The following is a 24,283-nucleotide window of genomic DNA, read 5'->3' as shown; positions in this document are numbered from 1 at the left end:
AGGGACATGAGTTGGCTAAGAGGTGCCCACGATCTTGCATATGTGGTCGGACGGGGTTCTCCCGCAATCGGCGCCGGGCTCCAGCAGGACTGGGTCACGACTGGGGCAAATATGGGTGCGGCGGCCGGGAAGTTTACTTGGTACCTGCGGGACAAGTTCGACATGCTCAAAACCGGATTGGCTAAACCGGGGCCCACCCCGACCCCGACAGCCATCATCGACATAGCGATGGTCGCCGTCGCCGCCTTAGACATGGTGAATGGTTTTCTGGCAGCCGACCAGGGCGGCGCATTCAGCACGGGGAAAGACAGGTTCGAGAACCTGCGTCTCACGCAGGAACTGGCCAACCCGGACCCCGCGAAATGGGACGGTGATGCGGCGAAATCGTATGCGGCCGTGAATGATCACCTGAAGAATCTCGCGGATATCTTGCAAGAACTGGACAAGCAGACGCAACAATGCGTCGCAGACCACGCCGCAAAGATTCAACAGGCGCACCGGGTCATTGCATTGTCGCTGTTGGCGCTGCAAGTTGCTCAGGCCGCGGCTTTACTTATGTGGGCGTGGCCAGTGATTGGCCCGGCTTGGTCAGTGGCGTTCCAATCCGTCACGGTTTCTGCGATATCGCTGACCATCATCAGCTACGAGTTCCAAGTGATGAACTCGTCGGGAGAGACAGCACAGAAGTTCGACGCACTCGCGAACGAGTACAAAAGCATCGCTGACCGGGCAGCGCCCACAGGGACTTTCGCGACGATTGAGGTGCTGGGCGCCGATAAAACCTACACTCCCGACCTGCAGGCCATCTCAGACGCCCTGTCGGACTTCTCCGCACCGCCGAGCATTGCGCGGCTGGCCGAAATATCCAGCCAGGTAGTCTCGCTCGACGAGCAGAGCCAGCGCGGCGCCTGCTTCAGCGACACTGAAACCCTCGATCAGCGTGAGGCAGAAGCAACGCCGACCGCCGTTGATGGGCCCGCGATGACCGGGCAGTTCGCGGACAGTTCCAGGCAGGTCCCCCAGCAATTGAACCGAGTCAGCCAGACCATGGGGTCCGCACAGCCACTCGCCTCGGCGAGACAAGCAAAACCCGCCCGCGCGCGGGATGCCGCCGGCGCCGAAGCGGGCTCCGACGGAGCGGAGCGTGCACCCGTCGATGCAGCGAAAACCCCAGAAGCCAAGCAAACTAACCGCATTCGCTGACGCGGTGGGTGCGGCAACTCGAAGATAAGGAGACAATCATGATGAACCTGAACGTCGACCCAACACATCTGGCCAACCTGGCAAAGCGCCAGGATGCGGTGGCCGCAACCGCGGTCAGCGCGGCCAAGACGACCGACACCGTTGCACAGTGGCTTTGGATAACCCATGGCGTCATCAGCTGGGGATCCAACATTGCGGGGGCCGGTCTGGTGAACCAGCGTCGTGCGGCGGGCGTCGCACTGGCGAAGGCGGCCGCTGATCTGTCCGCAAAACTACGCGCGGCCGAGGGAACGTATCAGGGTGTCGACGGGGAGCTGCGCGAAAACCTCGACGACCAGGCGCAGCCGAAATAGTGCTTGCCCGTTACCAGTTCAGATTGTAGGAGAGGAAGAAATGCCTCAGTACTTTGGAAATGATGACGACCAGGGCGGCCTTGCCGCGGCGCTGAACTTCTCCGGCTCAGGCAAAGCCGCTGCCGACGATGGCGGCGGTGTCGCCGACGCGTTACCGGGCTACGCACCGGCCCAGCCCAGCGGGACGGGATCCGGACTGGATGCCGTCCGTTCGCAAACCGCCAAAGAGGAGCCGGAAGAAAATGATGACGAGGTGGACGGAAGCCCGCTGTTCGCGGTGACCAACCCACCGAGGACGGTGTCGGTCGCGGCGCTGATGGACGGAAGAACCCAACGGGTCCGTCTGTCGTCGAAAGTGACGAACATGACCGAGTCCGAGCTGGCGGCCGAGATCGTCGTTCTTGCGGGCTTGGCTCGTCAAAAGGGGCTGGCCGGCCAATGGAATCTGCTCGGAAATGCCGCGCTGCCGGAGGCCATGCATGAGATCGGGATCGCCGATGGCGGGGCGTTGCGCGATTTCGTGACGGATTTCTTGCCCTTGCCGACGCCGGAGCATGCTGCCGCGGCACAGGCAGAAGTGTTCGCCGCCAGGTACCGCAACGCTGACGACTGACCCGGCGCGTCGAGTCTGCGCCGACGACATCGAGTGTGCGCTCAGGGCGGAAAACCACCGAAATCCCGCCCCGGGCGCACACTCAAATCCTGAGCGCGCACTCAAACGGCAAGGGCCCTATACGCGTTCGAGATAGAAGTAGTAGTAGCGGCCCACCCCGTCCTGGAAGTCGAGCACGCCCTTGCCGTTCATAATGCCCATCACGGCGTCGTCGTCGATCCTCTTGAAGTGGTCGTGCACGGGCTGCCCGTCGTAAACCATCGTGGCGGTGACCTCGCCGCGGAAGTCTTCCAGCCACAGGCTCGCCTCGCCCTTGCCCATCTCCTTGTTGGAGAACTTGTTTCCGTCGGCGTCGAGGCAGACCAACGGCTGCACGTCAGTTACCGACGTGAAGGTCTTGCCGAACCAACCGACCTTCTCCAGCTGACCGTTCATCATGTGTCCGGTGAGAAATTCACCGCCCTTCCACTCGCCGATCATCTCGTCGATCGTCGCGGGAGGCAGCGTCGCCCAGAACTCGTCGAGCTCGGCATCGGCAATACTGTCGCGTTCCTTGAACTCGGTAAACTGCTTGCGGGCCAAACTCATTCGTCAACCTCCGGGTGTCTGATCCAGTCGCGGGCAAATGTCAGCAGTGCATCGTTCTCTTTGGGCGCGCCGATGGATATGCGGACCCCGTCGTCGCCGTACTGGCGAACCACGATGCCCGCGTCGGCTGCGCGTTTGACGAAGTCCCGGGTGCGCGGGCCGAGGGGCAACCAGACGAAATTCGCCTGCGACGGCGGCAAGGTGAATCCGGCGTCGCGCAGCCCGGCGCTCATCCGAACCCGGTCGGCGACCAAAGCGTCGGTGCGGGCCAACAATTCGTCGGCGGCATCCAGCGACGCGATGGCGGCCGCCTGCGAGATGTTCGTCACCGAGAACGGCACGAACACCTGGTCCAACGCCGTGATCACGTCGGGGTGGCCGACCGCGTAGCCGACGCGCAGGCCGGCCAGCCCGTAGGCCTTCGAAAAGGTACGCAGCACAACGACATTACGGCGGGCGCGGACCAGGCCCAGGCTGTCGGGCAGCATGCCGTCGCGGACGTATTCGACGTAGGCCTCGTCGATCGCGATGACGATGTGCGGCGGAACCGCCTCGACGAAACGGATCAGCGCGTCGGGATCGACGACGGTCGAGGTCGGGTTGTTGGGATTGCAGACGAAGATCAGCCGCGTGCGTTCGGTGATCGCCGCCAGCATCGCGTCGAGGTCGAAGGTGTGGTCGGTCAGCGCCACTTTGACAGTGGCCGCGCCGGCGACCTGAACCAGCGGCGGGTAGAGCTCGAAGCTGCGCCAGCCGAAGATCACCTCGTCACCGGCCGAGGCGGTGATCTGTACCAGCTGCTGGCACAGGCTGACCGATCCGGCGCCGACGGCGATGTGCTCGGGGTCGAAACCCGAACCGACATGCTTGGCCAGCGCCGCTTTGAGTTGGACACAGCCGTTGTCTGGGTAGCGGTTGACGACGTCGGTCGCTTGCTCGATAGCGGCGCGGACACTGGGCAGCGGGCCGAACACCGTCTCGTTGCTGGCCAGTTTCATCGAACCCGGCACGGTCTTACCAGGAACGTAAACCGGCAGCCCGGCCAGCTCAGGCCGTAGGCGGGCAGTCACTTCGACAGCATATGTCCCCGCTGTGTACGCTATGCCTCCGGCGGTTCAGGGACGCCCGCGTCGAGTCGGGTACCCTCATGAAGTCCAAGGGAGGCGTGCCAGAGCGGCCGAATGGGGCTCACTGCTAATGAGTTGTCCCCCCTAAAGGGGACCGGAGGTTCAAATCCTCTCGCCTCCGCTGACGTCCTTTCGGGGACACAACTGAAGTACCGGCGCCCGTAGCTCAACGGATAGAGCATCTGACTACGGATCAGAAGGTTAGGGGTTCGAATCCCTTCGGGCGCGCTCAGGACGACGTCGGCCCGTCACTCCGTGGCTTTTTCGGTGAGTTTGACGACCTCTGATTCCGCCAGCTTGTCGCCGCTGTCGGCGCCGCGTGCTTCGACCTTCCATTCGCCGGAGGTGATGCCGTTGCCGTCCAACCACCCCCGGCACGCCTGAGTCAACTCTCGCCCACTGTCCAGTTCGCGGCGGGTATACGGGTCATGGTCGTACTCCGTCCAGGAGTCGCCATCTCGGCGCATCAACGCGTGCGTCACCAGCAGGTGCGTGCGGCACAGCGCGGCGCGATCGTTGGCACTCCCGGGCTTCGTCGGGAAATATCCACCGCAGACTCCGCAGGTCCGCATCACGTGGTCGGGCTCTTCGTCGGCCGCTATCGGCGTGAACCCCAGCGCGTCCACCGGGAATCCGGGCTCGTCGTCCGTGCTCATTCGCAGCTCCTCGAGCCGTGGCTTCGGGATTTTGACGATAACCCTTGTCGCGCACGGCCGAGACCACCAGCTCGTGCAATAAGCCGTTGTTCCGCAAGACGTTAACGACTGGCTACGAAACCGCGCTTTCGCCTCGCGCTAAGCGTCGCCGTCGTCCGTCTCGCTAGCCCCAGCCTGTTCGGGCATCGGCCCAATCGTCGCGATCATCGGGATTCTCAGCGTCTTACCGCCGGCGATCGGCAGGTGGATCGCGACGAACACGATCTTGAGCTCCACACTCACCTGCCGCAATGGCTGCTCGTACAGGTCAAAGCGCATGTCCCGCAGCCGCGCCAGGCCGCGCTCGAGCCGACTCATGGCCTCGACCCTACCGGCCCGCTATGGACGTGGATCGAACGGACGACGCGTCGGCACGGTGACCGTCTGGGTGACCGTGCTGGTCTCCGTGCTCGGCGACAGCGTGACGGTGCTTGTCGGCGGGACGGTCGTCGTCGGGACGGTCGTCGTCGGGGTGTCCGTGCTCGGCGGTGGCGCCGTTTCGGTCACCGTCTGGGTCGGCGGAGGCTCGCTGCCGCCCCCCGGTGGGTGGTGCCGCGTGGGCGCCGCGGCGGTGGTGGTCACCGTCGTAGTGGGTGACGGGGTCGGCGTCGTGGTGATAGCCGGACTCGGCGACGGCGAGCCGCTCACCAGTGTCACGATCGCGTAGGCCGCCAGGCCGAGCACGATCACGCCCAGTGCACCGGCCGCGATCAGCGCCGGCGGGCGTCGGTACCAGGGTGTTGGGGGCTCCGGCTCGGGGTCATAACCGCCCTGGTCATAACCGCCGCCGTACCGCGCGGCCTGCGTCGGCTCGTACTCGGAGTAGTAGTCGGGTTCCTCGGGATAAGGAGGCACGGTCAACGATGCTAGCCGCTGCCGATCTGGGTGAGCGCGCGCTCGAACAGGTGCACCGTGGCCGCATGCAGTTGATCGCCGACTTCCTTTTCGGCCTTACCGGCACACGCACGGGCCAACGTGCCCTCGATGACGATGCCCAACTTGAAGCAGGCCAGCACGGTGTACCAGGTGATGTGCGACAGGTCGCGGGTGGTGTTGGCGGCGTAGCGCTCGAACAGCTCGTCGGTGCTGGCCAACCCGTCCTGCCCGCCCAGCGCGTGGCTGAACACGCTGGTTCCGTCGTCTTGGCGCCAGGTGGCCAGCAGCCAGCCCAGATCCAGCAGCGGGTCACCGATCGTGCACATCTCCCAGTCGACGATCGCGACCACGTCCGGCCCGGTGTGGGAGAACATCACGTTGGCCGCGTGGTAGTCGCCGTGCATGATTCCGGGCTTCCAGGTCGTCGGCCGGTGATGTTCCAGCCACGCCGACACTTCCTCGATCCCCGGGATATCCGGGCCGGGGTAACCGTCGTACTCGTTGTAGGAATCCAGTTCCGAAAGCCACCGCGGCACCTGACGTTCCAGGAAGCCGTCGGGCCTACCGAAGTTGGCGAGACCCACCGCGACGTGGTCGACTGCGCCCAGCTTCGCCAGTGAGTCGGCCATCGACAGGCCCATGCCGTGGCGCACGCCGGCATCGCCGGCATGTAACGGCGGCAGTCCCTCGCCGGCATTGAATCCGTCGACGGGGTCCATCAGGTAGAAAACGGCATCGCCCAGCACGCTGGTGTCCTCACACGCCGCGATGAGGTGCGGGTGCGGCACGTCGGAACCGGCAAGTGCCGCAAGGACTTTGGTTTCCCGCAGGATCACGCTGTTGCTGCGCGGACGCAGGTGTCGTGGCCCACGCCGCAGCACATAGGGTCGCCCGGACCTGGTGAACCGCAGCATCACGTTCTGCGTTCCGCCCGTGACGGCCGAAACTTCCTGCAGCGGTCCTTCACCCAGCCCCTGCCCGGACATCCATTCCGCGACCGCGTTCAAGTCCACCTGCTCCACGTCGCAGAACCTACTCTGCGGGCGCTGCGCCCTGGGGTTTCGGTGTGTATCTGCGGGCCGATCATGCCGTTACCTGTGCGCACCCTGTGAAGACGGCGTCTGTCACCCTCTGCGAGTACCGGCAGAAGTCGGCGGCTGGAAGGATAGTGAACGCAAACGACGGGTGGGAGAGGACTGGCGATGCCGCGTACTGACAACGATTCCTGGGACATCACTCAAAGCGTGGGGTCAACCGCACTCGGTGTCGCGGCGGCCCGCGCTGCCGAGACCGAGAGCGAGAATCCGCTCATCAACGACCCGTTTGCCCGCGTCTTCCTCGACGCCGTGGGGGCGGGGATGTGGAGCATCTACGCCGATCCCGCGTTGTTGGCCAAAGCGGTCCAAATCGATCCCGAGGTGCGCTCGCGGACCCAGCTGATGGTCGACTTCATGGCGACCCGCACGGCGTTTTTCGACGAGTTCTTTCTCGGTGCGGCCGACGCCGGTGTTCGGCAGGTGGTGATCCTGGCGTCGGGACTTGACGCCCGCTCGTGGCGGCTGCCGTGGCCTGCCGGCACCGTGGTGTACGAACTCGACCAGCCCAAGGTGCTCGACTTCAAGACATCCACCTTGAAGCAGCACGGCGCCGACCCCACCGCCGAACTGGTCACCATACCGATCGATCTGCGGCAGGACTGGCCAAAGGCATTGCAGGAAGCTGGTTTTGACGCGTCGAAACCCAGCGTATGGTCCGCCGAGGGGTTGGTGCGCTACCTACCGTCACAGGCGCAGGACCTGTTGTTCGAGCGTGTCCATTCGCTTAGTGCTCCGGGCAGTTGGCTGGCGTCCAACGTTCCGAGCAAAGGCTTTACCGACCCCGAGCGGGTACGGCGGCAGCGTGCAGAGATGCAGCGCATGCGCGCGGCGATCGCCGAGGTGGTCGATGCCGAGATCACCGATGTCGACGACCTCTGGTACGCCGAGGAGCGCACCCCGGTCGACGAATGGCTGCGCGACCATGGCTGGGAGGTGGCGGCCGCGACCTTCCCGGAGTTGATGGCTCGCTACCACCGCAGCTTGCCGGACGGCGCCGACGATGCCATGCCGCCCACCCTCTACGTGTCCGCGCAACGACGCCGCTAGGGCGTGATGACGAGCCGATGACCGGGGTCGGTGACGTTCCACGCGGCTTCGACGTCGGCGAGCGGTACCGTACGGGCATCGAGTTCGAAAGCGCCACTGCTGATTTCGGCGGCAATCGCCGGCAGTTCGGCGAGGATGTCGCGATTCGGGATTGATCCTTGCCCGCTGCCGACGATCTGCAGACGTACGGCACGCAGTGCGGCGGAAAAGATCTCGGCCGACGGTCCCGCGGCCGAGCCGACTTCGAGCCAGGTGAGCGGCTTTCCGCGATCGGATCGGTGGGCGGCGATCCCGGCCATCACCTCGGCCGTGACCGGACCCCACAGATAGTCGATCACCACATCGACGTCGCACGCGGCTAGCGTGAGATCGTTTACCGCCGAGGCATTGTCGATCGCAGCGATGGTGTCGGCCCCTAGCGCGGGCAGCGCCGCGAGTCGCTGCGCGTCGCGACCGGCGGCGATGACATGACTGGCGCCGAGCTGCTTGGCGACCTGCACGGCCAGGCGGCCCGAGCTGCCGGTGGCGCCGAGGATCAACACGGATTGGCCGGGCGCGAAGTCGATGCGCCGGCGCAGGGCCAGCCACGAGGACATGACGGGGTTCATCGCCGCGGCGACCAGGATGGGGTCGGTGCCGTCGGGCAACACGATGCTGCGGCGCTGGTCGATGACGGTCTGTTCGGCCATCGCGCCTACCGTGGTGTCGGGCAGTACGAAGTAGCGGATCGTGCCGTCGGGTGCGCGTCCCACCCCGTCGATGCCCGGGACCAGGGGTAGCGTCCCGGTGCTGGTGTAGTGCGAGCCGTCGGCCTGGGACCGCACCCGCGGATGCAGGCCGGCGGCGATCACATCGACCACGATCTCGTCGGCGGTTTGCGCGGTGGGACTGGGGAACTCGCGGTAGGCGGGCGGTTTGTCGAATGTGGTGACGACGGCTGCGTGCATGGTGGTTCTCCTGGCTGCGGCACCTAAGGATTTAGGTGGTAATACGAATTACATTAGATGGTACTGCGAACTATTTCAAGGTATCGTCTTGGCCATGGAGACGGACGACGATCTCAGGGACAGCCTCGTGCAGGTGTCATTCGGGGTAATCGCGGTGCTGAATCGCGTTGCCGCCGAACATGATCTGTCCCTAACCCAGCTGCGGGTCCTGGGAATTCTGCGTGATCGCGAGCCCGCGATGGCCGAACTCGCGACGTATCTCGGGCTGGAACGCTCGACGGTCAGTGGCCTGATCGACCGCGCGGTCCAGCGCGGGCTGGTCCGTAAGGCCACCGACGCCGTCGACGGCCGATCGATACGGGTCAGTCTGACCGCCGAAGCGCGGCGACTCGAGCTGCGCATCATCGCCGAGATCGGTGAGCTGATGGCACCCATGACCGGCAAGCTCAGTGCCGGCGACCAGAAGCGGCTCACCGAGCTTTTGGCGAAAATGCTTGCGCGCTAGGGTCGCCGCTATGGCCGATCGACCCGCTCGGGTAAGCGACGTGCATCAGATCGCCGCATCGATGCCGCACGTGAAACGGGTCGAAGGGCCCAAGGGTAACGCCATCTACCAGGTCGGCGCGAAGTCGTTCGTGTTCTTCCGTACTCCGCAGGCCGACGCGGCCGATCCGGACACCGGGGAACGCTACGACGACGTGATCATGTTCTGGGTGGACTCGCAGAGCGACAAGCTGGCGTTGGTCCAGGACCCTGGGTCGCCGTTCTTCACCACTGACCACTTCGACGGGCATCGTTCGGTGCTCGTGCGGGCCTGCCGCCTGCCGGAAATCTGCAGAACGGAACTGACCGAGCTGATTCAGGATGCGTGGCTGTCCCGGGCTTCCAAGAAACGCGCCGCGGACTGGCTGGCCACCCAATCGTAGTGCTCAGGGCTGTGGTTTGAGGGCGACCCACAAAGGTAGCCATGGCGAGGTTTAGACACGCGTCTAACGGGTATCGTTAGGCGACGGGAAATTCTTTCTCGAACACAACGGAGGTCACGATGCGTGGTCGCGGAATAATCGGCGCGATCGTCCTAGTGTGGCTGCTCATAGGGGTATTCGCAGCATGGCAACGCGGGTACTTCGAAACAGGCCAAACGAATTGTGTCACTGCGGGAAACATCGCGCTGACGGTTGTCGCAGGGCCGTTGAACTATGGGGGTGTGAACCCCAAAGTCAAGGATTGCCGTGTGCCGCAACCCAGTTCAATGCATAGCAGTCTAGTGTCGCTCACGTAAAGGAAGTCGTCATGATCGTCTTAGGTGTCGTTCTACTCATTCTCGGATATCTGTTCGCAATTCCTTTGCTGTGGACGATCGGCATTGTCCTGATCGTCATCGGCGCGGTGATGTGGATCCTCGGGTCGGTCGGTCGCCCGGTGGCCGGTAGGCGGTATTGGTACTAGGTCCTGCCTGCTGTTTCACAGGACACACAAAGGAATGTCATAGCGTCGCCCCAGTCGGACGCGGATACTCGAACTTGTGACGCAGCCTCGAACCTCCGTGGAGCGCGTTGTCATGTGCCGCGCGGACGGTAATCCGATCAACGTGCTGGTCGTGGACGACGAATCCGTTCTGGCCGAAATGGTGTCGATGGCGCTGCGATACGAGGGCTGGAATATCGCGACCGCCGGTGACGGATCGTCGGCGATCGCCTCTGCTCGTGCCCAGCGGCCGGATGTCGTTGTGCTCGACGTGATGTTGCCCGACATGAGCGGGCTCGACGTCCTGCACAAACTGCGCGAAGAGAATCCCCAGCTGCCGGTGCTGCTGCTGACGGCAAAGGACGCGGTTGAAGATCGCATCGCGGGGTTGACCGCGGGCGGCGACGACTACGTGACCAAGCCGTTCAGCATCGAAGAGGTGGTGCTGCGGTTGCGAGCGTTGTTGCGGCGCACCGGCGTTACGACGGTGGACAGCGGCGCACAGCTCGTGGTGGGCGACCTGGTGTTGGACGAGGACAGCCACGAGGTGACCCGTGCCGGCGAGCCGGTTTCGTTGACCTCCACCGAGTTCGAGCTGCTGCGGTTCATGATGCGCAATTCCAAACGAGTGCTGAGCAAGGCACAGATCCTCGATCGGGTGTGGAGTTACGACTTCGGCGGTCGGTCCAACATCGTCGAGCTCTATATCTCCTACTTACGCAAGAAGATCGACAACGGTCGCGAGCCGATGATCCACACGCTGCGCGGCGCGGGTTATGTCCTCAAGCCCGCCGGCTAGGGCGCGGCGAGTTTGGTCGCTTCGGCTGCGTCTGCTGGTTGGGCAGGTCATCGTGCTCGCCCTGGTTTGTGTCGGGATCACCGCGGCGACCGAACTGTCGCTGAACCACCACTTGATGCGACAGCTCGACGCTCAGTTGGGCGGAACCTCGCACCGCTCGGCGCTGATGTACCCGGAGCCGAATCGTCCGGGCTGGCGTCACGACCACGGCTTTAACCCGCGGCCGGGTCCGGGGCCGCGGTTCCTCGACGCGCCCGGCCAGCCCGCCGGCATGGTCGCCGCGGTGGTCAGCGGCGGCAAGACGGTCGATGCCGGCTACCTGACCAGCATTGGTTCGCGGGCCGCGCTGACCGAGAAAGCCCAGCAGCAACTTGCGGCTATCGCAGGCAGCCGCAAGCCGGTGACGCTGGATCTCGACGGCCTCGGGCGGTACCGCGTCGTGGCGGCCCCGAGCCGCCGCGGCGGCGACGTGATCGTCACCGGCCTGTCCATGGCAGACGTCGACGCCACACTGATCCAGATGCTGGCCATCTTCGGGATCGTCACCATAATCGCGTTGGCCGCAGCGACGATCGCTGGGATGGTGATCATCAGGCGAGCCCTCGCACCGCTGCGGCGCGTCGCGCAAACCGCGCGCCGCGTTTCGAATCTGCCGCTGGACCGCGGTGAGGTCGAACTGCCGGTGCGGGTTCCCGAATCCGACGCCAACACATCCACCGAGGTGGGCCAACTGGGGTCCGCACTGAACCGGATGCTGGACCACATCGCGGCCGCACTGTCGGCCCGGCAGGCCAGCGAGACGAGGGTCCGGCAGTTCGTCGCCGACGCGAGTCACGAACTACGCACCCCGCTGGCCGCAATCCGTGGCTACACCGAACTCACCCAACGGATGGGCGACGATCGCGAGGCGGTGGCACACGCGATGAGCCGCGTGGCGTCGGAGACCGAGCGGATCACGCGCCTCGTCGAGGACCTGCTGCTATTGGCCCGCCTGGACTCGGGCCGGCCGCTGGAACGTGAGCCGGTTGACTTGTCGCGGGTGGCGGTCGACGCGGTCAGCGACGCGCACGTCGCGGGACCGGACCACCAGTGGGAACTCGACCTACCCGAGGAGCCGGTGGTTGTCGTCGGCGACGCGGCACGGCTGCACCAGGTGTTGACCAATCTGCTTGCCAATGCCCGTATTCACACCGGCGCGGGGACCGTTGTCACGACGCGGTTGAGCGCCGAGCCGACGCACAGCGTGCTGCAGGTGATCGACAATGGCCCTGGCATTCCGGCGGCATTGCAATCAGAGGTGTTCGAGCGGTTTGCCCGCGGGGATACCTCACGCTCCCGCAAGGGCGGCAGCACCGGGCTGGGGCTGGCAATCGTCTCCGCCGTCGTCAAGGCGCATAACGGCACGATCACCGTCAACAGCTCACCGGGTCATACCGAGTTCACGGTGCGGTTGCCACTCAACGGGTGGCAACCGCCCGCGGCCTCGCTTAGCTAGTGCAGGTTACGTCGATCTCGAAGGGCTTGTTCACCGGCTGCATCGGGTTGGCCATGTCGACGCCAGTCGCGGTCCCGGTGATCTTGTAGCTGTTGCCGTTCTTGGTGGCCGAGGCATTGCCCCCGCCGCCGGCCGCGGCGTACGCGAGCGTCACACCGTTGACATTGCCCAGCCCAACGGACGTCACCTGGGGCGGGTCGGCGTCGGTCAGCACCGCGGCGATGCCGGTTGCGGCGCCGCCGATCGCGATGTTGACGTTGCCGCCAGCCTTCGTGCACACGACCGAGCCGCTGACGTTCTGGTCCTTGCCGTCAATGATCACCTTGGTGCCACCACCGCCGCCCGAACTAGCGGAAGTGCTTGTACCCGACGAGGAACCACTCGAACTCTTCTTGTCGCTCGAACAGCCGGAAATGCCGGCGACCAGAATCGCTGCTCCGGCTACCGCGACCGTCAGTTCACGCTTCACTTGTTCTCCTTTGCCCGATCATTGCGGTCCTCAACATTGAGGGCCGTCACCGCAGTATGCCGCGTTTGCCGGGCCGCATATAAGAGGTTCACCGAAATTGTTTCGTCCGGGTTAACCCGTCGGCTTTCGACACATCCTTTCGGGCACGGGCGGATTAATGGCAATGTATTGCCGGTGGACCACAAGCCTCCCACCCCAGTCATCGAGTCGGCGCATCGCACACTTACCCTGCCCTGGGATGACACAACGGATTTCGACAACGCCGATCGCGGATTCATCGGCTCGCTGTCGCCCTGCGTGATCAGGGCGGCCGACGGACGTGTGGTGTGGGACAACGACGTCTACGCATTCCTGGCGGGTCCGGCGCCAACATCGGTGCACCCCAGCCTCTGGCGGCAATCGGGGCTGAACGCCAAACAAGGCCTATACGAGGTAGTCCCGGGCATCTATCAGGTCCGCGGTTTCGACATCTCCAACATCACATTCATCGAGGGCGACACCGGAATCATCGTCATCGATCCGTTGGTCTCCACCGAGGTGGCCGCCGCGGCGCTGGACCTCTACCGCACCCACCGCGGCGCGAAGCGCCCCGTCGTCGCGGTGATCTACACCCACAGTCACGTGGACCATTTCGGCGGCGTGCTGGGCGTGACCTCGCAGGCCGATGTGGATGCCGGGGCGGTGGCCGTGCTGGCGCCCGAAGGGTTCACCGCGCATGCCGTGCAGGAGAACGTCTACGCGGGTCCGGCCATGCTTCGTCGCGCGACCTATATGTACGGCAGCCTGTTAGAGCGCGGACCGCAAGAGCAGGTGGGCTGCGGGCTCGGTCAGATTCCGTCGACGGGAGAGGTCGCGATCATCGTGCCCACCATCGACATCCGGGAGACTGGTGAGACCCACACAATCGACGGCGTGGAGATCGAGTTTCAGATGGCGCCCGGCACCGAGGCTCCCGCCGAAATGCATTTCTACTTCCCACGTTTCCGTGCGTTGTGCATGGCCGAAAACGCCACCCACAACTTGCACAACCTGCTGACCTTGCGCGGAGCACTGGTCCGCGACCCGCATGCCTGGGCGGGATATCTGACCGAGGCCATCGATGCCTTCGCCGGTCGCACGGATGTGGTGTTCGCCTCGCACCATTGGCCGACCTGGGGGCAGGAAAACATCGTCAAGTTCTTGTCGCTGCAGCGCGACCTCTACGCCTACCTGCACGACCAGACGTTGCGCCTGCTCAACCAGGGCTACACCGGGGTCGAAATCGCCGAAATGTTCCAGATGCCACCGGCTTTGGACCAGGTGTGGCATACCCACGGCTACTACGGATCGGTGAGCCACAACGTCAAGGCGGTCTACCAGCGCTACATGGGCTGGTTCGACGGCAACCCGGGACGACTCTGGCCGCATCCTCCCGAAGCCCTCGCGCCTCGCTATGTCGACGCGATCGGCGGGATCGATCGTGTCGTCGAGTTGGCCCGAAAAGCGTTCGACGCCGGCGATTTCCGTTGGGCTGCAACGCTGCTTGACCATGCGATCTTCACCGACAGCGAGCACGCCGCGGCTCGCGGGCTGTACGCCGACACCCTCGAGCAGCTGGGCTACGGCGCCGAGAACGCGACGTGGCGCAACTTCTTCATGAGCGGGGCAACCGAATTGCGCGAGGGCAACTTCGGGACGGCGGGCCAGGTCACGTCGTCGACGATGCTTTCCCAACTGACGCCGGAGCAGATATTCGACGGCCTTGCGATTCGCGTCAACGGCCCGCGCAGCTGGGATCTCGATATTACCATCGACATCTCTTTTGCCGACCTGGCCACGAATTATCGACTCGTCTTACGCAACGGCGTGCTCGTCCATCGCAACGTCGCCGCCGACCCCGCGACCGCGACGGTTACGGTCAAGCTGGACACCAAATCTCGGCTCCTGCGAACTGCAATGGGCGACTTCACCTCACCGGGTCTGGAAATCGCCGGCGACCAGAACGCACTGCAGATGTTCCTCGACGTCCTCGACGAGCCGAACCCGACGTTCAACATTGTCACGCCGTAGCCGCCGCACGCGCCTCGGTGCGGAGTGAGCCACGTGGTGCCCGCCGGCGAGCGGCAATTCATTTCCCGAAGGAAGGGCGGCGCACATTAGTCGCTCAGCCGCAGGCAGATTGGGCTATGGTCCTGCCCGGCAACCAGTGTGGCGGCCGGGTCACGCGACGTCGATGACCACCTTGCCCAGTACCTTGCGATCGGCGACGTATCGCAGTGCCGCCGGCGCCTCGGACAACGGGAATCGCGCGCCGATGTAGGGGCGGACGGTGCCGTCGGCGAACATGTGCGTCAGCTCGTCGATGTCGCGGACGAATTCCTTCGGGTAGTCGGCCATGAAGGTGCGGATCTCCATGCCGCGCACGCAGATGTCCTTGAGCATAACGAGATTGAGCGGGATCGCCGGGATGCTGCCCGCCGCATAACCGAGGGTGACAAAGGTGCCGCCGCGCGCCAGGCCACGCAGCGCCGGCTCCGAATACGATCCTCCGACCGGGTCCAGGACCACCCGCGCGGCATCTCCGGTGAGCTCGCGGATCCGCAATTTGAGGTCCTCGCGGTCGTAGTCCACGACGGCCTCCGCGCCGCGCTGCCGACACAGTTCCAGCTTCTCCGGGCTCGACGCCGCGGCGAGCACCCGCGCCCCCATCGCGACCGCGAGATCAACGGCGGCCAGACCCACTCCACCCGCGGCACCCAGCACGACGACCCAATCACCTTGCTTCACAGCGGCGGTCGTGCGCAATGCGTGGTATGCAGTGCGGTAGGTCACGCCGAAGGCCGCAGCCGACGCGAAGTCGGCGTCGTCGGGCACCAGCGTGGCCTGTGCCGAGTCGAGCAGCGCCTGCTCGGCGAATGCTCCGAACGTCGTTCCGGCCACCCGCTGGCCCGGATGGAACGGTGCACCCTCTCCGACGGAGAGCACTTCTCCGGCAACCTCATTGCCGGGGATGAACGGTGGTGGGATCTTGACCTGATACTTGCCGGCGATGAACAGCACGTCGGGGAAATTGACTGCCGCGGCGCGCACCCGCACCAGCATCTGGCCGGGCGCCGGGACGGGCTCGGGAACGTCGTCGAGCACCAAGCTCTCCGGTGGCCCGTAGCTGCGACAGACGACAGCACGCATCAATTGGCTCCTAACCCGTTCAGACAAAACCGCACCACATGTGCGATGTCGTCGGGCTCGGGCCCAACGGCCGAGCCCATGTATCGGCGCATGGTCGCCGCGGTGCAGCAGAACACCGCTTCGACGTCGCGCTCGACATCGGTACTTCCCAGTGCCGCAATCGGTTCGATCAGCAGGTCGCGCAATGGGTACATCATTGCGTGATCGACCGTGCGCCAGTTCGTCGCGGCAGCCATCTGACCGGCCGCGGCACGGCTTTTCCTGATCAGGTCGGGTTCGGCGACTTGTGCCAGCGTGCCCTCGATCCAGCGGGCGATCTTGTCCCGCGGTTGCCGTTCCTTGGCCATCTGGTGCTGAAGGTAGGACACGACGATCCCGACACCACGCTCCATCACCGCCAGGATGAGGTCGTCCTTGCCGGCAAAATATCGGTAGAAAGCCTTGTTCGACGACCCGGCCTCGGTGACGATGTCGCTGACCCGAGGCTCTTCGGGCGCGACGCGCTCCATCACCCGCACCGCGGCGGCCAGGATTCGTTCGACCTCCGCGGTGGCGCCCCGCTGCCGCTCGTCGAGGGCGCGTTCGACGGCTGCGGCGACCCGGTCGGTCATGGCGAATGTGGTTGTGCCGGAACGCTACCGACGAGGGCGCCGTACTTCTGGCGGGCGGCGTCGCGGCGGACGTCCAGCATTTCGCTCGGCCAGTCGCCCTCCTCGGCCTCATACCCTTTAAGCAGCATGCGAGCCAGGTTGACCTTGTGCGCCTCGGTCGGCCCGTCGGCAAGCCCGAGCGCGATGCCGCCCAGCAGCACGTTGACCAGCGGTAGCTGGTCGGTGAGGCCGAGCGCACCGTGCACCTGAATCGCCCGCAGTGCAATCGATTTCAGTACCTGCGAGGCCAGGATCTTGCAGGCTCCGATCTCGGCGCGGGCGCCATGCTCGTCGCCGTTGTCGATCAGCCAGGCGGCGTGCAGCACGGTCAACCGGAACGGGATCAGCTCGGTGTAGGAATCGGCGATGAACTCCTGCACCAGCTGCTTGTCGGCCAGCGGGCTACCTTGGGTGAAGCGGCTTTTCGCGCGTCGCGCCATCATGTCGACGGCGCGCTGCGCCATCCCGATCGATCGCATCGCGTGATGAAGCCGCCCGCCGGCCAGCCGGGTCTGCAGGATCAGGAAGCCCTGGCCGGCTTCGCCGAGCAACGCATCCGCCCCGACCCGCACCCCGTCGTAGTGCACCAGCGAATGCCCCGGCTCGTGCGGGTCCGCGCCCACCAGATGATGGTTGGCTTCCAGATTCAGCCCTTCGGTCCCGGCGGGGATCAGGAACGTCGAGGCGCCGCGGTGGACCGGCACGTCGGGATCGGTGATGGCGACGACGATGAAGAATGATGCCACAGCAGCGTTGGAGGAGAAGTACTTTCGACCGGTGATCACCCAGTCGTCGCCGTCGCGCACGGCGCGGGTGGTGAACACGCGCGGGTCCGCACCGCCTTGCGGCTCGGTCATCGAGAAGCAGGAGAAGATCTCCCCGGACAGCAAGCCGGACAGGTAGCGGTCCTTCTGCTCCTGCGTTCCGAAGCGCGCGATGATCTCCGCGTTGCCGGTATCGGGCGCCTGGGTTCCGAAGACGATCGGCGCCCAGGGGCTGCGGCCAAGGATCTCGTTGATCAACGTCAGCTTGACCGCGCCGAAGCCCTGCCCGCCCAGCTCCGGTCCCAGATGTGGTGCCCACAAGCCATTGTCGCGGACTTGCTGCTTGAGTGGATCGACGATGCGCCGACGCTCGTCATTGAGCGGCAGGAACTCGCAGCCCGGGAACAAGACCTCGAGCGGCTCCACCTCGTCGCGGACGAACTCGCGAACCCAGGCCAGCTTCTTCTCGAACTCCGGGTCGGTAGAGAAGTCCCATGACATTCGAATACTCCTGCCTGTTAAGGAATTCCGCCGTCGGTCCGCAGAATCGAACCGGTGGTGAAACTGGACGCGTCGGACGCCAAGAACAATGCCGCACCGACAACCTCGCGCGGGTCGCCGGCGCGCTTCAGGTGGAGGTGGCTGAAGTTGTCGTTGCCGGACAGGTCCCACGCCTTGCTGACGTCGGTCAGATAGGGCCCGGCCATCAGCGTATTGACCCGTACCGTCGGGCCGAACGCCTGTGCCAGTCCTTCGGTCATCGCGTTGAGCCCGGCCTTGGCTGCCGCGTACGGGATGATGCCGCCGTTGGGCCGCAGCGACCCGGTGGAGCTGACGTTGATGATCGACCCACCGCCGGCGGCCACCATTCGCTCACCCACCAACGCCGACAACCGGAACGGCCCTTTGAGATTGAGGTTCATTACCGCGTCGAACAGCTTTTCGGTGACGTTGGTCAGCTTGTCGTACAGCGGTGACATGCCCGCGTTGTTGATCAGGGTGTCGACCTTGCCGAACCGCTCGTAGGTGGCTTCGACCAGGCCGTCGAGCTGGTCCCAGCGTCCGACGTGCACGCCATAGGGCATCGCGGATCGTCCGGTCGCGGCCCGGATCTCCTTGGCGACCGCCTCGCACGTTTCGAAGTTCCGGCTGGCGATCACCACGTCGGCGCCGCAGTGCGCGACGGCGAACGCCATTTCCCGCCCGAGTCCACGGCTGCCGCCGGTGATCAGCACTACGCGATCAGTGAGGTCGAAAAGCTGGTCTGCATAACCCATTTCAGCGGCACCTAGTCGGCAGGCTGCGCGCCATCTCGGCCGCCGTCGCGATGAGCGCGAGGATCATCGGGCCGAACGCGTCGGTGATCTTGGGGTCGACCTTTCCGGTGCGCACGCCGGCGGCGTAGGTCTTTTCCAGCACGATGCCGAGCTTCCAGTTGGCCAACACCAGGTAGTAGTCGATGTTCTCGGTGGAAAGCCCGCTGACTTTCTCGTAGTGGCCCAGCAACTCGCTGCGCTTGGGCATCCCGCTCATGTCTAGATAAAACCCATCGCCCTTGGGGTTTTCGCCGTCGTAGCCCAGCAGGCACCAGGCGAGATCGAGCAGCGGATCGCCGACGGTGGTCATCTCCCAGTCCACGATCGCGGCGAGCTGAGGCTGACTGCCGTGCGCGAACATCACGTTGGCGAACTGGTAGTCGCCGTGCATGATGCCGGGCCGGTACTCCGCGGGCCGGTTGCGGCGCAACCAATCGGCGGCCTCGGTCAGGCCGGGCAAATCGCGCACCTGGTAGGCGTCGAGGAAGGCCAGCCAACGATCGACCTGCCGATCATGGAATCCGTCCGGACGCCCGAAGCCCTCGAGTCCTTGGCCGCGCCAGTCGACCCGGCCCAGCTTGGCGGCGCCTTCGACGAGTTCGAACGCGAGCCCGCGCCGCGCGTCGGGGTCCGTGTCGAACGGTGGCTGCCAGCCGCCGTCCATCGGGCTCCATCCGTCGATCGCCTGCATCACGTAGAACGGCATGCCCAGCACGGTGCCGCTGTCGTCGGCGGCGATCAGCTCGGCGTGCGGCACGTCGGTGCCGGACAGCGCCCGCACCAGCCGGATCTCGCGCAGCAAGCCGTCGATGCGCGCGGCGTCCGCGCGGGGCCCGGGCATCCGCAACACCATGCGTTCGCCGCCGCGCGCAATCAGATACAGCGTGTTCTGCGAACCGCCTTTGAGCTGCTCCAGAAGCGGTTCTTCGCCGCTTCCGGGCGCGTCGTTGGCGTCGAGCCATCGGCCCAGCACACCCGGGTCTAGTTGGGTTTCACCAGCAGTCGCCATTGTCCGCACACCCCACTCTCTGTGTGGAGAATAGCATTCTCCGGACTGTCGCTACTGCCGCCCGGCGCCGACATCCGCGTCGAACGTGCTCTCATGGCGAGAAATTCGCCGAAGATCCGCACTCAGAGCACGTTCGGTGAAAGGGGTGCCGCCTCGGACCTCCACCGCCCGCCAGCTCGGGCTGCGGCCGGCCGATGCTCCACGGCGGTGGTGATTCTTGGCGGTAGGCGGCGTCCCAATCGATGCTCGGCCGGGTCATCTCCTCGAGAGGGTGTCTCCTTTGCAGATTAGGCGGCGGCTGCGCGCGGTGGCAGCGGGCGATGAGAAACTGCGAACAAGCCACCCGAACGACAGGGAGAGATATGCAAGTGCTTCTGGTCCGGCATGCGTTGCCGCTGCGCAGCGAACACGGCCAGGGTTCGGATCCGGACCTTTCAGAAGACGGGCTGGCCCAGATCGCCCGCCTGCCTGAGGCGCTCGCCAGGTTCCCAATCTCCCGGGTGATCAGCAGCCCGCAGCGGCGTGCCATCCAGACCGCCGAACCGGTCGCGGCGGCCCGGCAACTGTCCGTCGAGATCGACGATCGCTTCGCCGAATACGATCGCGACCTTCCGGTGTACATCCCGGTCGAGCAGATCCGCGCCGAAAACCCGAAGGAGTGGGAGCGGCTGGCGCAGGGCCACTTGCCCAGTGCGGTCGACGAAGACGCATTCCGGGCGCGGATCCGGGCGGCGACCGACGACCTCGTCGCATCCGCCGACCCCGAGGACACCGTCGCGGTGTTCAGCCACGGCGGGGTGATCAACCTCTTGCTGCACGAAATCCTAGGCACGAAGCGGCTGTTGTCGTTTCCGGTCGACTACGCATCGGTGACCCGATTGCTGTATTCGCGGACCGGTCAGGCGACCGTGGCGGGAGTCAACGGCGTCGAACATGTGTGGGACCTGTTGCCGCGTAATCAGCGATGGTAAACAAGTTCGGTGACTTCGGCTGATCGACTCGACGGGCTGGACCTGCCCGCGCTGGACCGTTATCTGCGTTCGCTCGGTATCGAGCGCGACGGCGAATTGCGCGCGGATTTCATCTCCGGCGGCCGCTCCAATCTCACCTTCCGGGTCTACGACGACAAAACGAACTGGCTGGTGCGACGTCCACCGCTACACGGGCTGACCCCGTCGGCCCACGACATGGCGCGCGAGTACAAAGTGGTGGCGGCACTGCAGGACACGCCCGTACCGGTGGCGCGCGCGATCGCACTGTGCGAGGACGATTCTGTGCTGGGCGCGCCGTTCCAGATCGTCGAGTTCGTCGCCGGCCAAGTTGTCCGCCGCCGCGCTCAGCTCGAAGCCTTCAACCACACCGTGATCGACAAATGCGTCGACTCGTTGGTCCGGGTACTTGTCGACTTGCACAACGTCGACCCGAATGCAGTGGGACTGGCCGATTTCGGCAAGCCCAGCGGTTATCTGGAACGCCAAGTGCGTCGCTGGGGCTCGCAATGGGAACTGGTGCGACTGCCCGACGACCACCGCGACGCCGACGTAGAAAAACTGCATTCCGGTCTGCAGCAAGCGATTCCGTCGCAGAGCCGTACTTCGATCGTGCACGGTGACTACCGGATCGACAACACCATCCTGGACGTGGACGACCCGACGCGGGTGCGGGCCGTGGTGGATTGGGAGCTCTCGACGTTGGGGGATCCGCTGTCCGACGCGGCCCTGATGTGTGTCTACCGTGACCCGGCACTGGATCTGATCGTCAATGCGCAAGCCGCCTGGACGTCACCGCTGCTGCCGACGGCCGACGAGCTGGCCGACCGGTACTCGCTTGTGTCCGGCTTGCCATTGGCGCATTGGGAGTTCTACATGGCGCTGGCGTACTTCAAGCTCGCCATCATCGCCGCCGGCATCGACTTCCGCCGGCGCATGTCGGATCAGGCCAGCGGCAAAGAGTCCGAGCACATGCCCGAAGTGGTTGCGCCGTTGATCTCTCGTGGACTCGCGGAACTGGACAAGCTGCCCGGCTAGTTAGTCGCGCACCGCCGCGTGATGCTTCTTGGCCACGCGGCGCAGCTGCAGAATCCGTGCGGTACCGACGGCCACGGTGAGCAGGCCGCCAACCACCGCCGCCAGCAGGATGGCCACGCCCAGCGGCAGGCTCCAGTGCCAGACCAAGAACTGAAACGGTGTCGACGTCGTGTTCTGCGTGATGAAGACCAGCAACAGGATGAGAATCAGGAAGCCGGCGATCAGTGCTGACCACAGCGCGCCGGCGCGGGTGAACCCGATGGCCGGATCCTTGGGGTGCGTGGCCGCGTGCGGCGGTAACACGCCGCCCGGAGGCGCCGGGGGAGGCACGGGGACGGGCTCGGCGGACGGCGCCGCAGTGGGCTTTGGCGGCGGGTTACCCGGCAAGCCAGGGTCGGTGCTGCTCATAGATTCATCTTTGTCCCATCCTGCCGAGAATCAAACCAAACCAGGCAAACCGCCTGCTTCATGGCCGCAGCGTCCGGCCCGTTATGCCGTTACTGTCAGCGTTATGAGGATGCTGCGGCGCCTGCACCGCGTGATCATCCCCGCGGCCGCGTGCGTAGTAGTCAGCTGCCTCGTCGCGTCGTGCAGCAATTCCGATCCGCTGGCGCCGGAGACGCGCAGCATGAAATCCATCGTTGTCGGGTCCGCCGACTTCCCGGAATCGCAGATCATTGCCGAGATCTATGCACAAACGTTGCAGGCCAACGGTTTCGACGTAGGACGGCGCATGGGCATCGGCAGCCGCGAGACGTACATCCCAGCCCTCAAAGACCATTCCATCGATTTGGTACCGGAATACGTCGGCAACCTGCTGCGTTACTTCGCGCCCGACTCGACCGCGACCATGCTCGACGCCGTGGAATTAGAGCTTTATCAGAAATTGCCGGGTGACCTGTCGGTTCTGACGCCGTCGCCCGCGTCGGATACCGACACCGTGACCGTCACGCGCGCGACGGCGGCCGCGTGGAACCTCAACACCATCGGCGATCTGGCCGCGCACTCGCCGGAGGTGAAATTCGGGGCGCCGTCGGCCTTTGAGAACCGGCCGTCCGGCCTGCCCGGGCTACGGCAGAAATACTCGCTCAACATCAGCCCCGGCAACTTCATCGCGATCAACGACGGTGGCGGTGCGGTGACAGTACGCGCGCTGGTAGAGGGAAAGGTGAACGCGGCCAACATCTTCACCACCTCGCCCGCGATTTCGCAGAACCACCTGGCGGTGCTGGCGGACCCCGAACACAACTTCGTTGCCGGCAACATTGTGCCGCTGGTGAATTCGCAGAAGAAGTCAGATCGCCTCAAGAATGTCCTGGATGCGGTCTCGGCCAAGCTGAGCACTGAGGGTCTGGCCGGTCTCAACGCGGCCGTGGCGGGCAACTCAGGCATCGATCCCGACCAAGCTGCACGAAACTGGGTGCGGGACAACGGCTTCAACCACCCGATTACGCAATGACGACCGGCTTGGGGGTAGTACGGTGATCGTCTTCGACGATGTCTGCAAGACATTCGCCGACGGGACCACCGCCGTCCATGGGCTGAGCCTGGTGGTCCCCAACGGCAAGCTGACGGTGTTCGTCGGTTCCTCCGGCAGCGGCAAAACCACCGCGCTGCGGATGATCAACCGAATGATCGAGCCGACGTCAGGCACCATCACCGTCGACGGCGAGGACATCGCGGGCGTAAACCCGGTGCAGCTGCGGCTCGGAATGGGTTACGTGATCCAGCACGCCGGGCTGATGCCGCATCAGCGGGTGATCGACAACGTCGCGACCGTGCCGGTGCTGCGGGGGCAGTCCCGCCGGCAGGCCCGCAAGGCGGCCTACCAGGTGCTGGAACGCGTCGGGCTGGACGCCAAACTTGCCAACCGATACCCGGCGCAGCTCTCCGGCGGAGAACAACAGCGCGTCGGCGTGGCACGCGCACTGGCCGCCGATCCGCCAATCTTGTTGATGGACGAGCCATTCTCGGCCGTCGACCCCGTGGTTCGTCTCGAGCTGCAGAAAGAAATACTGCGTCTGCAAGGCGAATTGCACAAGACGATCGTGTTCGTCACGCACGACATCGACGAGGCACTCAAACTCGCCGACCGGGTCGCGATCTTTGGCCGCGGCGGCGCGCTGCAGCAGTACGACGAACCCACCCAACTACTTTCACGGCCGGCCAACGATTTCGTATCGAGATTCATCGGCCTGGGCCGCGGCTACCGGTGGCTGCAGCTGATCGATGCGAATGGCCTGCCGCTGCACGCCGTCGACACGCTCCCGGTCAGTGGCCTCACCGATCATGCGCTGGCCGGTTGGGCGGTGGTGGTCGACGACGACGGCCTTCCGCTGGGCTGGATCGACCGCGAGGGCCTGCGGCGGCACGGCGGTGGTGCGTCGTTGACCGACAGCATGAGCGGCATCAGTGCGTTGTTCCGGCCCGGCGGCAACCTCAGCCACGCGCTCGACGCGGCGCTGTCGTCGCCGTCGACGGTGGGTATCGCCGTCGACGAGGAAGGCAAGGTCATCGGCGGGGTGCGGGCTGCCGACGTGCTGGCCGCGGTCGAATCGCAGCGGCGGACCTGA

Annotated in this window: 29 protein-coding genes, 2 tRNA genes and 1 pseudogene; 17 read left to right on the top strand and 15 right to left on the bottom strand. The window is 65.1% G+C overall.

Going from position 1 to position 24,283, the window contains the following annotated elements:
- Positions 1 to 6: 6 nt before the first annotated feature.
- Genes MJO58_RS26695 through MJO58_RS26685 form a run of 3 tightly spaced genes read left to right on the top strand, consistent with a single transcriptional unit; the run spans position 7 to position 2,169 of the window.
- Positions 7 to 1,203, top strand: coding sequence for an EspA/EspE family type VII secretion system effector (locus MJO58_RS26695; protein WP_239721495.1), 1,197 nt, complete (start codon positions 7 to 9; stop codon positions 1,201 to 1,203).
- Positions 1,204 to 1,241: 38 nt separating this feature from the next.
- Positions 1,242 to 1,556, top strand: coding sequence for a type VII secretion target (locus MJO58_RS26690; protein WP_239721494.1), 315 nt, complete (start codon positions 1,242 to 1,244; stop codon positions 1,554 to 1,556).
- Positions 1,557 to 1,596: 40 nt separating this feature from the next.
- The gene (locus tag MJO58_RS26685) at positions 1,597 to 2,169 is read left to right on the top strand and encodes a hypothetical protein (RefSeq protein ID WP_239721493.1); all 573 of its coding nucleotides are present in this window, start codon (positions 1,597 to 1,599) and stop codon (positions 2,167 to 2,169) included.
- Between the two features lie 117 nt (positions 2,170 to 2,286).
- Here MJO58_RS26685 and MJO58_RS26680 read toward each other — a convergent pair whose 3' ends face one another.
- Together MJO58_RS26680 and MJO58_RS26675 are read right to left on the bottom strand one after the other, a co-directional pair.
- A complete protein-coding gene (locus tag MJO58_RS26680) occupies positions 2,287 to 2,757 on the bottom strand; it encodes a DUF4334 domain-containing protein (RefSeq protein ID WP_239721492.1) in 471 nt (156 codons plus the stop codon).
- Positions 2,754 to 3,827, bottom strand: a complete 1,074-nt coding sequence (locus tag MJO58_RS26675) for an aromatic amino acid aminotransferase (protein ID WP_239721491.1) — start codon at positions 3,825 to 3,827, stop codon at positions 2,754 to 2,756. Before MJO58_RS26675 ends, MJO58_RS26680 begins: the two co-directional genes overlap by 4 nt.
- A gap of 89 nt (positions 3,828 to 3,916) precedes the next feature.
- On the opposite strand from MJO58_RS26675, the gene MJO58_RS26670 reads away from it, so the two are divergent.
- Together MJO58_RS26670 and MJO58_RS26665 are read left to right on the top strand one after the other, a co-directional pair.
- Positions 3,917 to 4,005, top strand: a tRNA-Ser gene (locus MJO58_RS26670).
- 34 nt (positions 4,006 to 4,039) lie between these two features.
- Positions 4,040 to 4,112 (top strand) — tRNA-Arg (locus MJO58_RS26665).
- Between the two features lie 20 nt (positions 4,113 to 4,132).
- Here the strand turns inward: MJO58_RS26665 and MJO58_RS26660 are convergent.
- The 4 genes from MJO58_RS26660 to MJO58_RS26645 all read right to left on the bottom strand — a co-directional run bounded on the left by MJO58_RS26660 (position 4,133) and on the right by MJO58_RS26645 (position 6,441).
- On the bottom strand, positions 4,133 to 4,540 hold the full coding sequence (locus MJO58_RS26660) for a hypothetical protein (RefSeq protein WP_090607862.1): 408 nt from the start codon (positions 4,538 to 4,540) through the stop codon (positions 4,133 to 4,135).
- Between the two features lie 138 nt (positions 4,541 to 4,678).
- Positions 4,679 to 4,897, bottom strand: a complete 219-nt coding sequence (locus MJO58_RS26655) for a hypothetical protein (protein ID WP_090607860.1) — start codon at positions 4,895 to 4,897, stop codon at positions 4,679 to 4,681.
- Positions 4,898 to 4,918: 21 nt separating this feature from the next.
- Entirely contained in the window at positions 4,919 to 5,434 is a 516-nt protein-coding gene (locus MJO58_RS26650) for a hypothetical protein (RefSeq protein ID WP_239721490.1), read from the bottom strand.
- A gap of 11 nt (positions 5,435 to 5,445) precedes the next feature.
- The gene (locus tag MJO58_RS26645; RefSeq protein ID WP_239723463.1) at positions 5,446 to 6,441 is read right to left on the bottom strand and encodes a phosphotransferase family protein; all 996 of its coding nucleotides are present in this window, start codon (positions 6,439 to 6,441) and stop codon (positions 5,446 to 5,448) included.
- Between the two features lie 216 nt (positions 6,442 to 6,657).
- On the opposite strand from MJO58_RS26645, the gene MJO58_RS26640 reads away from it, so the two are divergent.
- On the top strand, positions 6,658 to 7,599 hold the full coding sequence (locus tag MJO58_RS26640; RefSeq protein ID WP_239721489.1) for a class I SAM-dependent methyltransferase: 942 nt from the start codon (positions 6,658 to 6,660) through the stop codon (positions 7,597 to 7,599).
- Here MJO58_RS26640 and MJO58_RS26635 read toward each other — a convergent pair.
- Positions 7,596 to 8,546: a quinone oxidoreductase family protein gene (locus MJO58_RS26635; RefSeq protein ID WP_239721488.1), complete on the bottom strand. Its 951-nt coding sequence runs from the start codon at positions 8,544 to 8,546 to the stop codon at positions 7,596 to 7,598. The genes MJO58_RS26640 and MJO58_RS26635 overlap by 4 nt on opposite strands.
- A 94-nt stretch (positions 8,547 to 8,640) precedes the next feature.
- On the opposite strand from MJO58_RS26635, the gene MJO58_RS26630 reads away from it, so the two are divergent.
- The 6 genes from MJO58_RS26630 (at position 8,641) to MJO58_RS26605 (ending at position 12,307) form a co-directional block, all read left to right on the top strand.
- The gene (locus MJO58_RS26630; RefSeq protein WP_239721487.1) at positions 8,641 to 9,051 is read left to right on the top strand and encodes a MarR family winged helix-turn-helix transcriptional regulator; all 411 of its coding nucleotides are present in this window, start codon (positions 8,641 to 8,643) and stop codon (positions 9,049 to 9,051) included.
- A gap of 10 nt (positions 9,052 to 9,061) precedes the next feature.
- Positions 9,062 to 9,472: an MmcQ/YjbR family DNA-binding protein gene (locus tag MJO58_RS26625; protein WP_239721486.1), complete on the top strand. Its 411-nt coding sequence runs from the start codon at positions 9,062 to 9,064 to the stop codon at positions 9,470 to 9,472.
- 119 nt (positions 9,473 to 9,591) lie between these two features.
- Positions 9,592 to 9,828 carry a hypothetical protein gene (locus MJO58_RS26620; protein WP_090607846.1) on the top strand — a complete coding sequence of 79 codons (237 nt, stop codon included), beginning with the start codon at positions 9,592 to 9,594 and terminating at the stop codon, positions 9,826 to 9,828.
- Positions 9,829 to 9,839: 11 nt separating this feature from the next.
- Positions 9,840 to 9,995 (top strand): DUF6131 family protein, encoded by a 156-nt coding sequence (locus tag MJO58_RS26615; protein ID WP_090607844.1) that lies wholly within the window; start codon positions 9,840 to 9,842, stop codon positions 9,993 to 9,995.
- A gap of 112 nt (positions 9,996 to 10,107) precedes the next feature.
- Entirely contained in the window at positions 10,108 to 10,812 is a 705-nt protein-coding gene (gene tcrX / locus MJO58_RS26610) for a two-component system response regulator TcrX (protein ID WP_090607842.1), read from the top strand.
- Complete coding sequence (locus MJO58_RS26605) at positions 10,790 to 12,307, top strand: sensor histidine kinase (RefSeq protein WP_239721485.1); 1,518 nt, start codon at positions 10,790 to 10,792, stop codon at positions 12,305 to 12,307. The genes tcrX and MJO58_RS26605 overlap by 23 nt, the downstream gene beginning before the upstream one ends.
- Here MJO58_RS26605 and MJO58_RS26600 read toward each other — a convergent pair.
- A complete protein-coding gene (locus MJO58_RS26600) occupies positions 12,300 to 12,776 on the bottom strand; it encodes a lipoprotein LpqH (protein ID WP_090607837.1) in 477 nt (158 codons plus the stop codon). The genes MJO58_RS26605 and MJO58_RS26600 overlap by 8 nt on opposite strands.
- Positions 12,777 to 12,944: 168 nt before the next feature.
- On the opposite strand from MJO58_RS26600, the gene MJO58_RS26595 reads away from it, so the two are divergent.
- Positions 12,945 to 14,825, top strand: coding sequence for an alkyl/aryl-sulfatase (locus MJO58_RS26595; protein ID WP_239721484.1), 1,881 nt, complete (start codon positions 12,945 to 12,947; stop codon positions 14,823 to 14,825).
- 150 nt (positions 14,826 to 14,975) lie between these two features.
- Here the strand turns inward: MJO58_RS26595 and MJO58_RS26590 are convergent, their stop codons facing one another.
- The 6 genes and pseudogenes from MJO58_RS26590 to MJO58_RS26565 all read right to left on the bottom strand — a co-directional run.
- Entirely contained in the window at positions 14,976 to 15,944 is a 969-nt protein-coding gene (locus tag MJO58_RS26590) for an NADPH:quinone oxidoreductase family protein (protein WP_239721483.1), read from the bottom strand.
- Positions 15,944 to 16,555, bottom strand: coding sequence for a TetR/AcrR family transcriptional regulator (locus MJO58_RS26585; RefSeq protein ID WP_090607831.1), 612 nt, complete (start codon positions 16,553 to 16,555; stop codon positions 15,944 to 15,946). The genes MJO58_RS26590 and MJO58_RS26585 overlap by 1 nt, the downstream gene beginning before the upstream one ends.
- Complete coding sequence (locus MJO58_RS26580) at positions 16,552 to 17,859, bottom strand: acyl-CoA dehydrogenase family protein (protein ID WP_239721482.1); 1,308 nt, start codon at positions 17,857 to 17,859, stop codon at positions 16,552 to 16,554. The genes MJO58_RS26585 and MJO58_RS26580 overlap by 4 nt, the downstream gene beginning before the upstream one ends.
- A gap of 17 nt (positions 17,860 to 17,876) precedes the next feature.
- Positions 17,877 to 18,635 carry an SDR family NAD(P)-dependent oxidoreductase gene (locus tag MJO58_RS26575; protein ID WP_239721481.1) on the bottom strand — a complete coding sequence of 253 codons (759 nt, stop codon included), beginning with the start codon at positions 18,633 to 18,635 and terminating at the stop codon, positions 17,877 to 17,879.
- 1 nt (position 18,636) lies between these two features.
- The gene (locus MJO58_RS26570; protein ID WP_239721480.1) at positions 18,637 to 19,683 is read right to left on the bottom strand and encodes a phosphotransferase family protein; all 1,047 of its coding nucleotides are present in this window, start codon (positions 19,681 to 19,683) and stop codon (positions 18,637 to 18,639) included.
- Positions 19,684 to 19,855: 172 nt separating this feature from the next.
- A pseudogene (locus MJO58_RS26565) lies at positions 19,856 to 19,942 on the bottom strand (SAM-dependent methyltransferase); the annotation flags it as partial.
- Between the two features lie 103 nt (positions 19,943 to 20,045).
- Here MJO58_RS26565 and MJO58_RS26560 point away from each other — a divergent pair.
- Positions 20,046 to 20,654, top strand: coding sequence for a histidine phosphatase family protein (locus MJO58_RS26560; RefSeq protein WP_090607823.1), 609 nt, complete (start codon positions 20,046 to 20,048; stop codon positions 20,652 to 20,654).
- 9 nt (positions 20,655 to 20,663) lie between these two features.
- On the top strand, positions 20,664 to 21,710 hold the full coding sequence (locus MJO58_RS26555; protein WP_090607821.1) for a phosphotransferase family protein: 1,047 nt from the start codon (positions 20,664 to 20,666) through the stop codon (positions 21,708 to 21,710).
- Here MJO58_RS26555 and MJO58_RS26550 read toward each other — a convergent pair whose 3' ends face one another.
- Positions 21,711 to 22,118, bottom strand: coding sequence for a LapA family protein (locus MJO58_RS26550; protein ID WP_090607819.1), 408 nt, complete (start codon positions 22,116 to 22,118; stop codon positions 21,711 to 21,713). It abuts the gene before it with no gap.
- A 103-nt stretch (positions 22,119 to 22,221) separates the two neighbouring features.
- On the opposite strand from MJO58_RS26550, the gene MJO58_RS26545 reads away from it, so the two are divergent.
- Positions 22,222 to 23,169: an ABC transporter substrate-binding protein gene (locus tag MJO58_RS26545; protein WP_239723462.1), complete on the top strand. Its 948-nt coding sequence runs from the start codon at positions 22,222 to 22,224 to the stop codon at positions 23,167 to 23,169.
- A gap of 22 nt (positions 23,170 to 23,191) precedes the next feature.
- The gene (locus tag MJO58_RS26540) at positions 23,192 to 24,283 is read left to right on the top strand and encodes an ABC transporter ATP-binding protein (protein ID WP_239721479.1); all 1,092 of its coding nucleotides are present in this window, start codon (positions 23,192 to 23,194) and stop codon (positions 24,281 to 24,283) included.

The organism is Mycobacterium lentiflavum, from assembly GCF_022374895.2.
Lineage (GTDB): Bacteria > Actinomycetota > Actinomycetes > Mycobacteriales > Mycobacteriaceae > Mycobacterium > Mycobacterium lentiflavum.
This window is presented reverse-complemented; position numbering and strand designations above follow the sequence as displayed.

Coding starts and splice junctions, on each gene's coding strand:
- MJO58_RS26695 (WP_239721495.1), top strand. CDS start 7: ATGAGTTGGCTAAGAGGTGCCCACGATCTTGCATATGTGGTCGGACGG.
- MJO58_RS26690 (WP_239721494.1), top strand. CDS start 1,242: ATGATGAACCTGAACGTCGACCCAACACATCTGGCCAACCTGGCAAAG.
- MJO58_RS26685 (WP_239721493.1), top strand. CDS start 1,597: ATGCCTCAGTACTTTGGAAATGATGACGACCAGGGCGGCCTTGCCGCG.
- MJO58_RS26680 (WP_239721492.1), bottom strand. CDS start 2,757: ATGAGTTTGGCCCGCAAGCAGTTTACCGAGTTCAAGGAACGCGACAGT.
- MJO58_RS26660 (WP_090607862.1), bottom strand. CDS start 4,540: ATGAGCACGGACGACGAGCCCGGATTCCCGGTGGACGCGCTGGGGTTC.
- MJO58_RS26655 (WP_090607860.1), bottom strand. CDS start 4,897: ATGAGTCGGCTCGAGCGCGGCCTGGCGCGGCTGCGGGACATGCGCTTT.
- MJO58_RS26645 (WP_239723463.1), bottom strand. CDS start 6,441: ATGTCCGGGCAGGGGCTGGGTGAAGGACCGCTGCAGGAAGTTTCGGCC.
- MJO58_RS26640 (WP_239721489.1), top strand. CDS start 6,658: ATGCCGCGTACTGACAACGATTCCTGGGACATCACTCAAAGCGTGGGG.
- MJO58_RS26635 (WP_239721488.1), bottom strand. CDS start 8,546: ATGCACGCAGCCGTCGTCACCACATTCGACAAACCGCCCGCCTACCGC.
- MJO58_RS26630 (WP_239721487.1), top strand. CDS start 8,641: ATGGAGACGGACGACGATCTCAGGGACAGCCTCGTGCAGGTGTCATTC.
- MJO58_RS26625 (WP_239721486.1), top strand. CDS start 9,062: ATGGCCGATCGACCCGCTCGGGTAAGCGACGTGCATCAGATCGCCGCA.
- MJO58_RS26620 (WP_090607846.1), top strand. CDS start 9,592: ATGCGTGGTCGCGGAATAATCGGCGCGATCGTCCTAGTGTGGCTGCTC.
- MJO58_RS26615 (WP_090607844.1), top strand. CDS start 9,840: ATGATCGTCTTAGGTGTCGTTCTACTCATTCTCGGATATCTGTTCGCA.
- tcrX (WP_090607842.1), top strand. CDS start 10,108: ATGTGCCGCGCGGACGGTAATCCGATCAACGTGCTGGTCGTGGACGAC.
- MJO58_RS26605 (WP_239721485.1), top strand. CDS start 10,790: ATGTCCTCAAGCCCGCCGGCTAGGGCGCGGCGAGTTTGGTCGCTTCGG.
- MJO58_RS26590 (WP_239721483.1), bottom strand. CDS start 15,944: ATGCGTGCTGTCGTCTGTCGCAGCTACGGGCCACCGGAGAGCTTGGTG.
- MJO58_RS26585 (WP_090607831.1), bottom strand. CDS start 16,555: ATGACCGACCGGGTCGCCGCAGCCGTCGAACGCGCCCTCGACGAGCGG.
- MJO58_RS26580 (WP_239721482.1), bottom strand. CDS start 17,859: ATGTCATGGGACTTCTCTACCGACCCGGAGTTCGAGAAGAAGCTGGCC.
- MJO58_RS26575 (WP_239721481.1), bottom strand. CDS start 18,635: ATGGGTTATGCAGACCAGCTTTTCGACCTCACTGATCGCGTAGTGCTG.
- MJO58_RS26570 (WP_239721480.1), bottom strand. CDS start 19,683: ATGGCGACTGCTGGTGAAACCCAACTAGACCCGGGTGTGCTGGGCCGA.
- MJO58_RS26560 (WP_090607823.1), top strand. CDS start 20,046: ATGCAAGTGCTTCTGGTCCGGCATGCGTTGCCGCTGCGCAGCGAACAC.
- MJO58_RS26550 (WP_090607819.1), bottom strand. CDS start 22,118: ATGAGCAGCACCGACCCTGGCTTGCCGGGTAACCCGCCGCCAAAGCCC.
- MJO58_RS26545 (WP_239723462.1), top strand. CDS start 22,222: ATGAGGATGCTGCGGCGCCTGCACCGCGTGATCATCCCCGCGGCCGCG.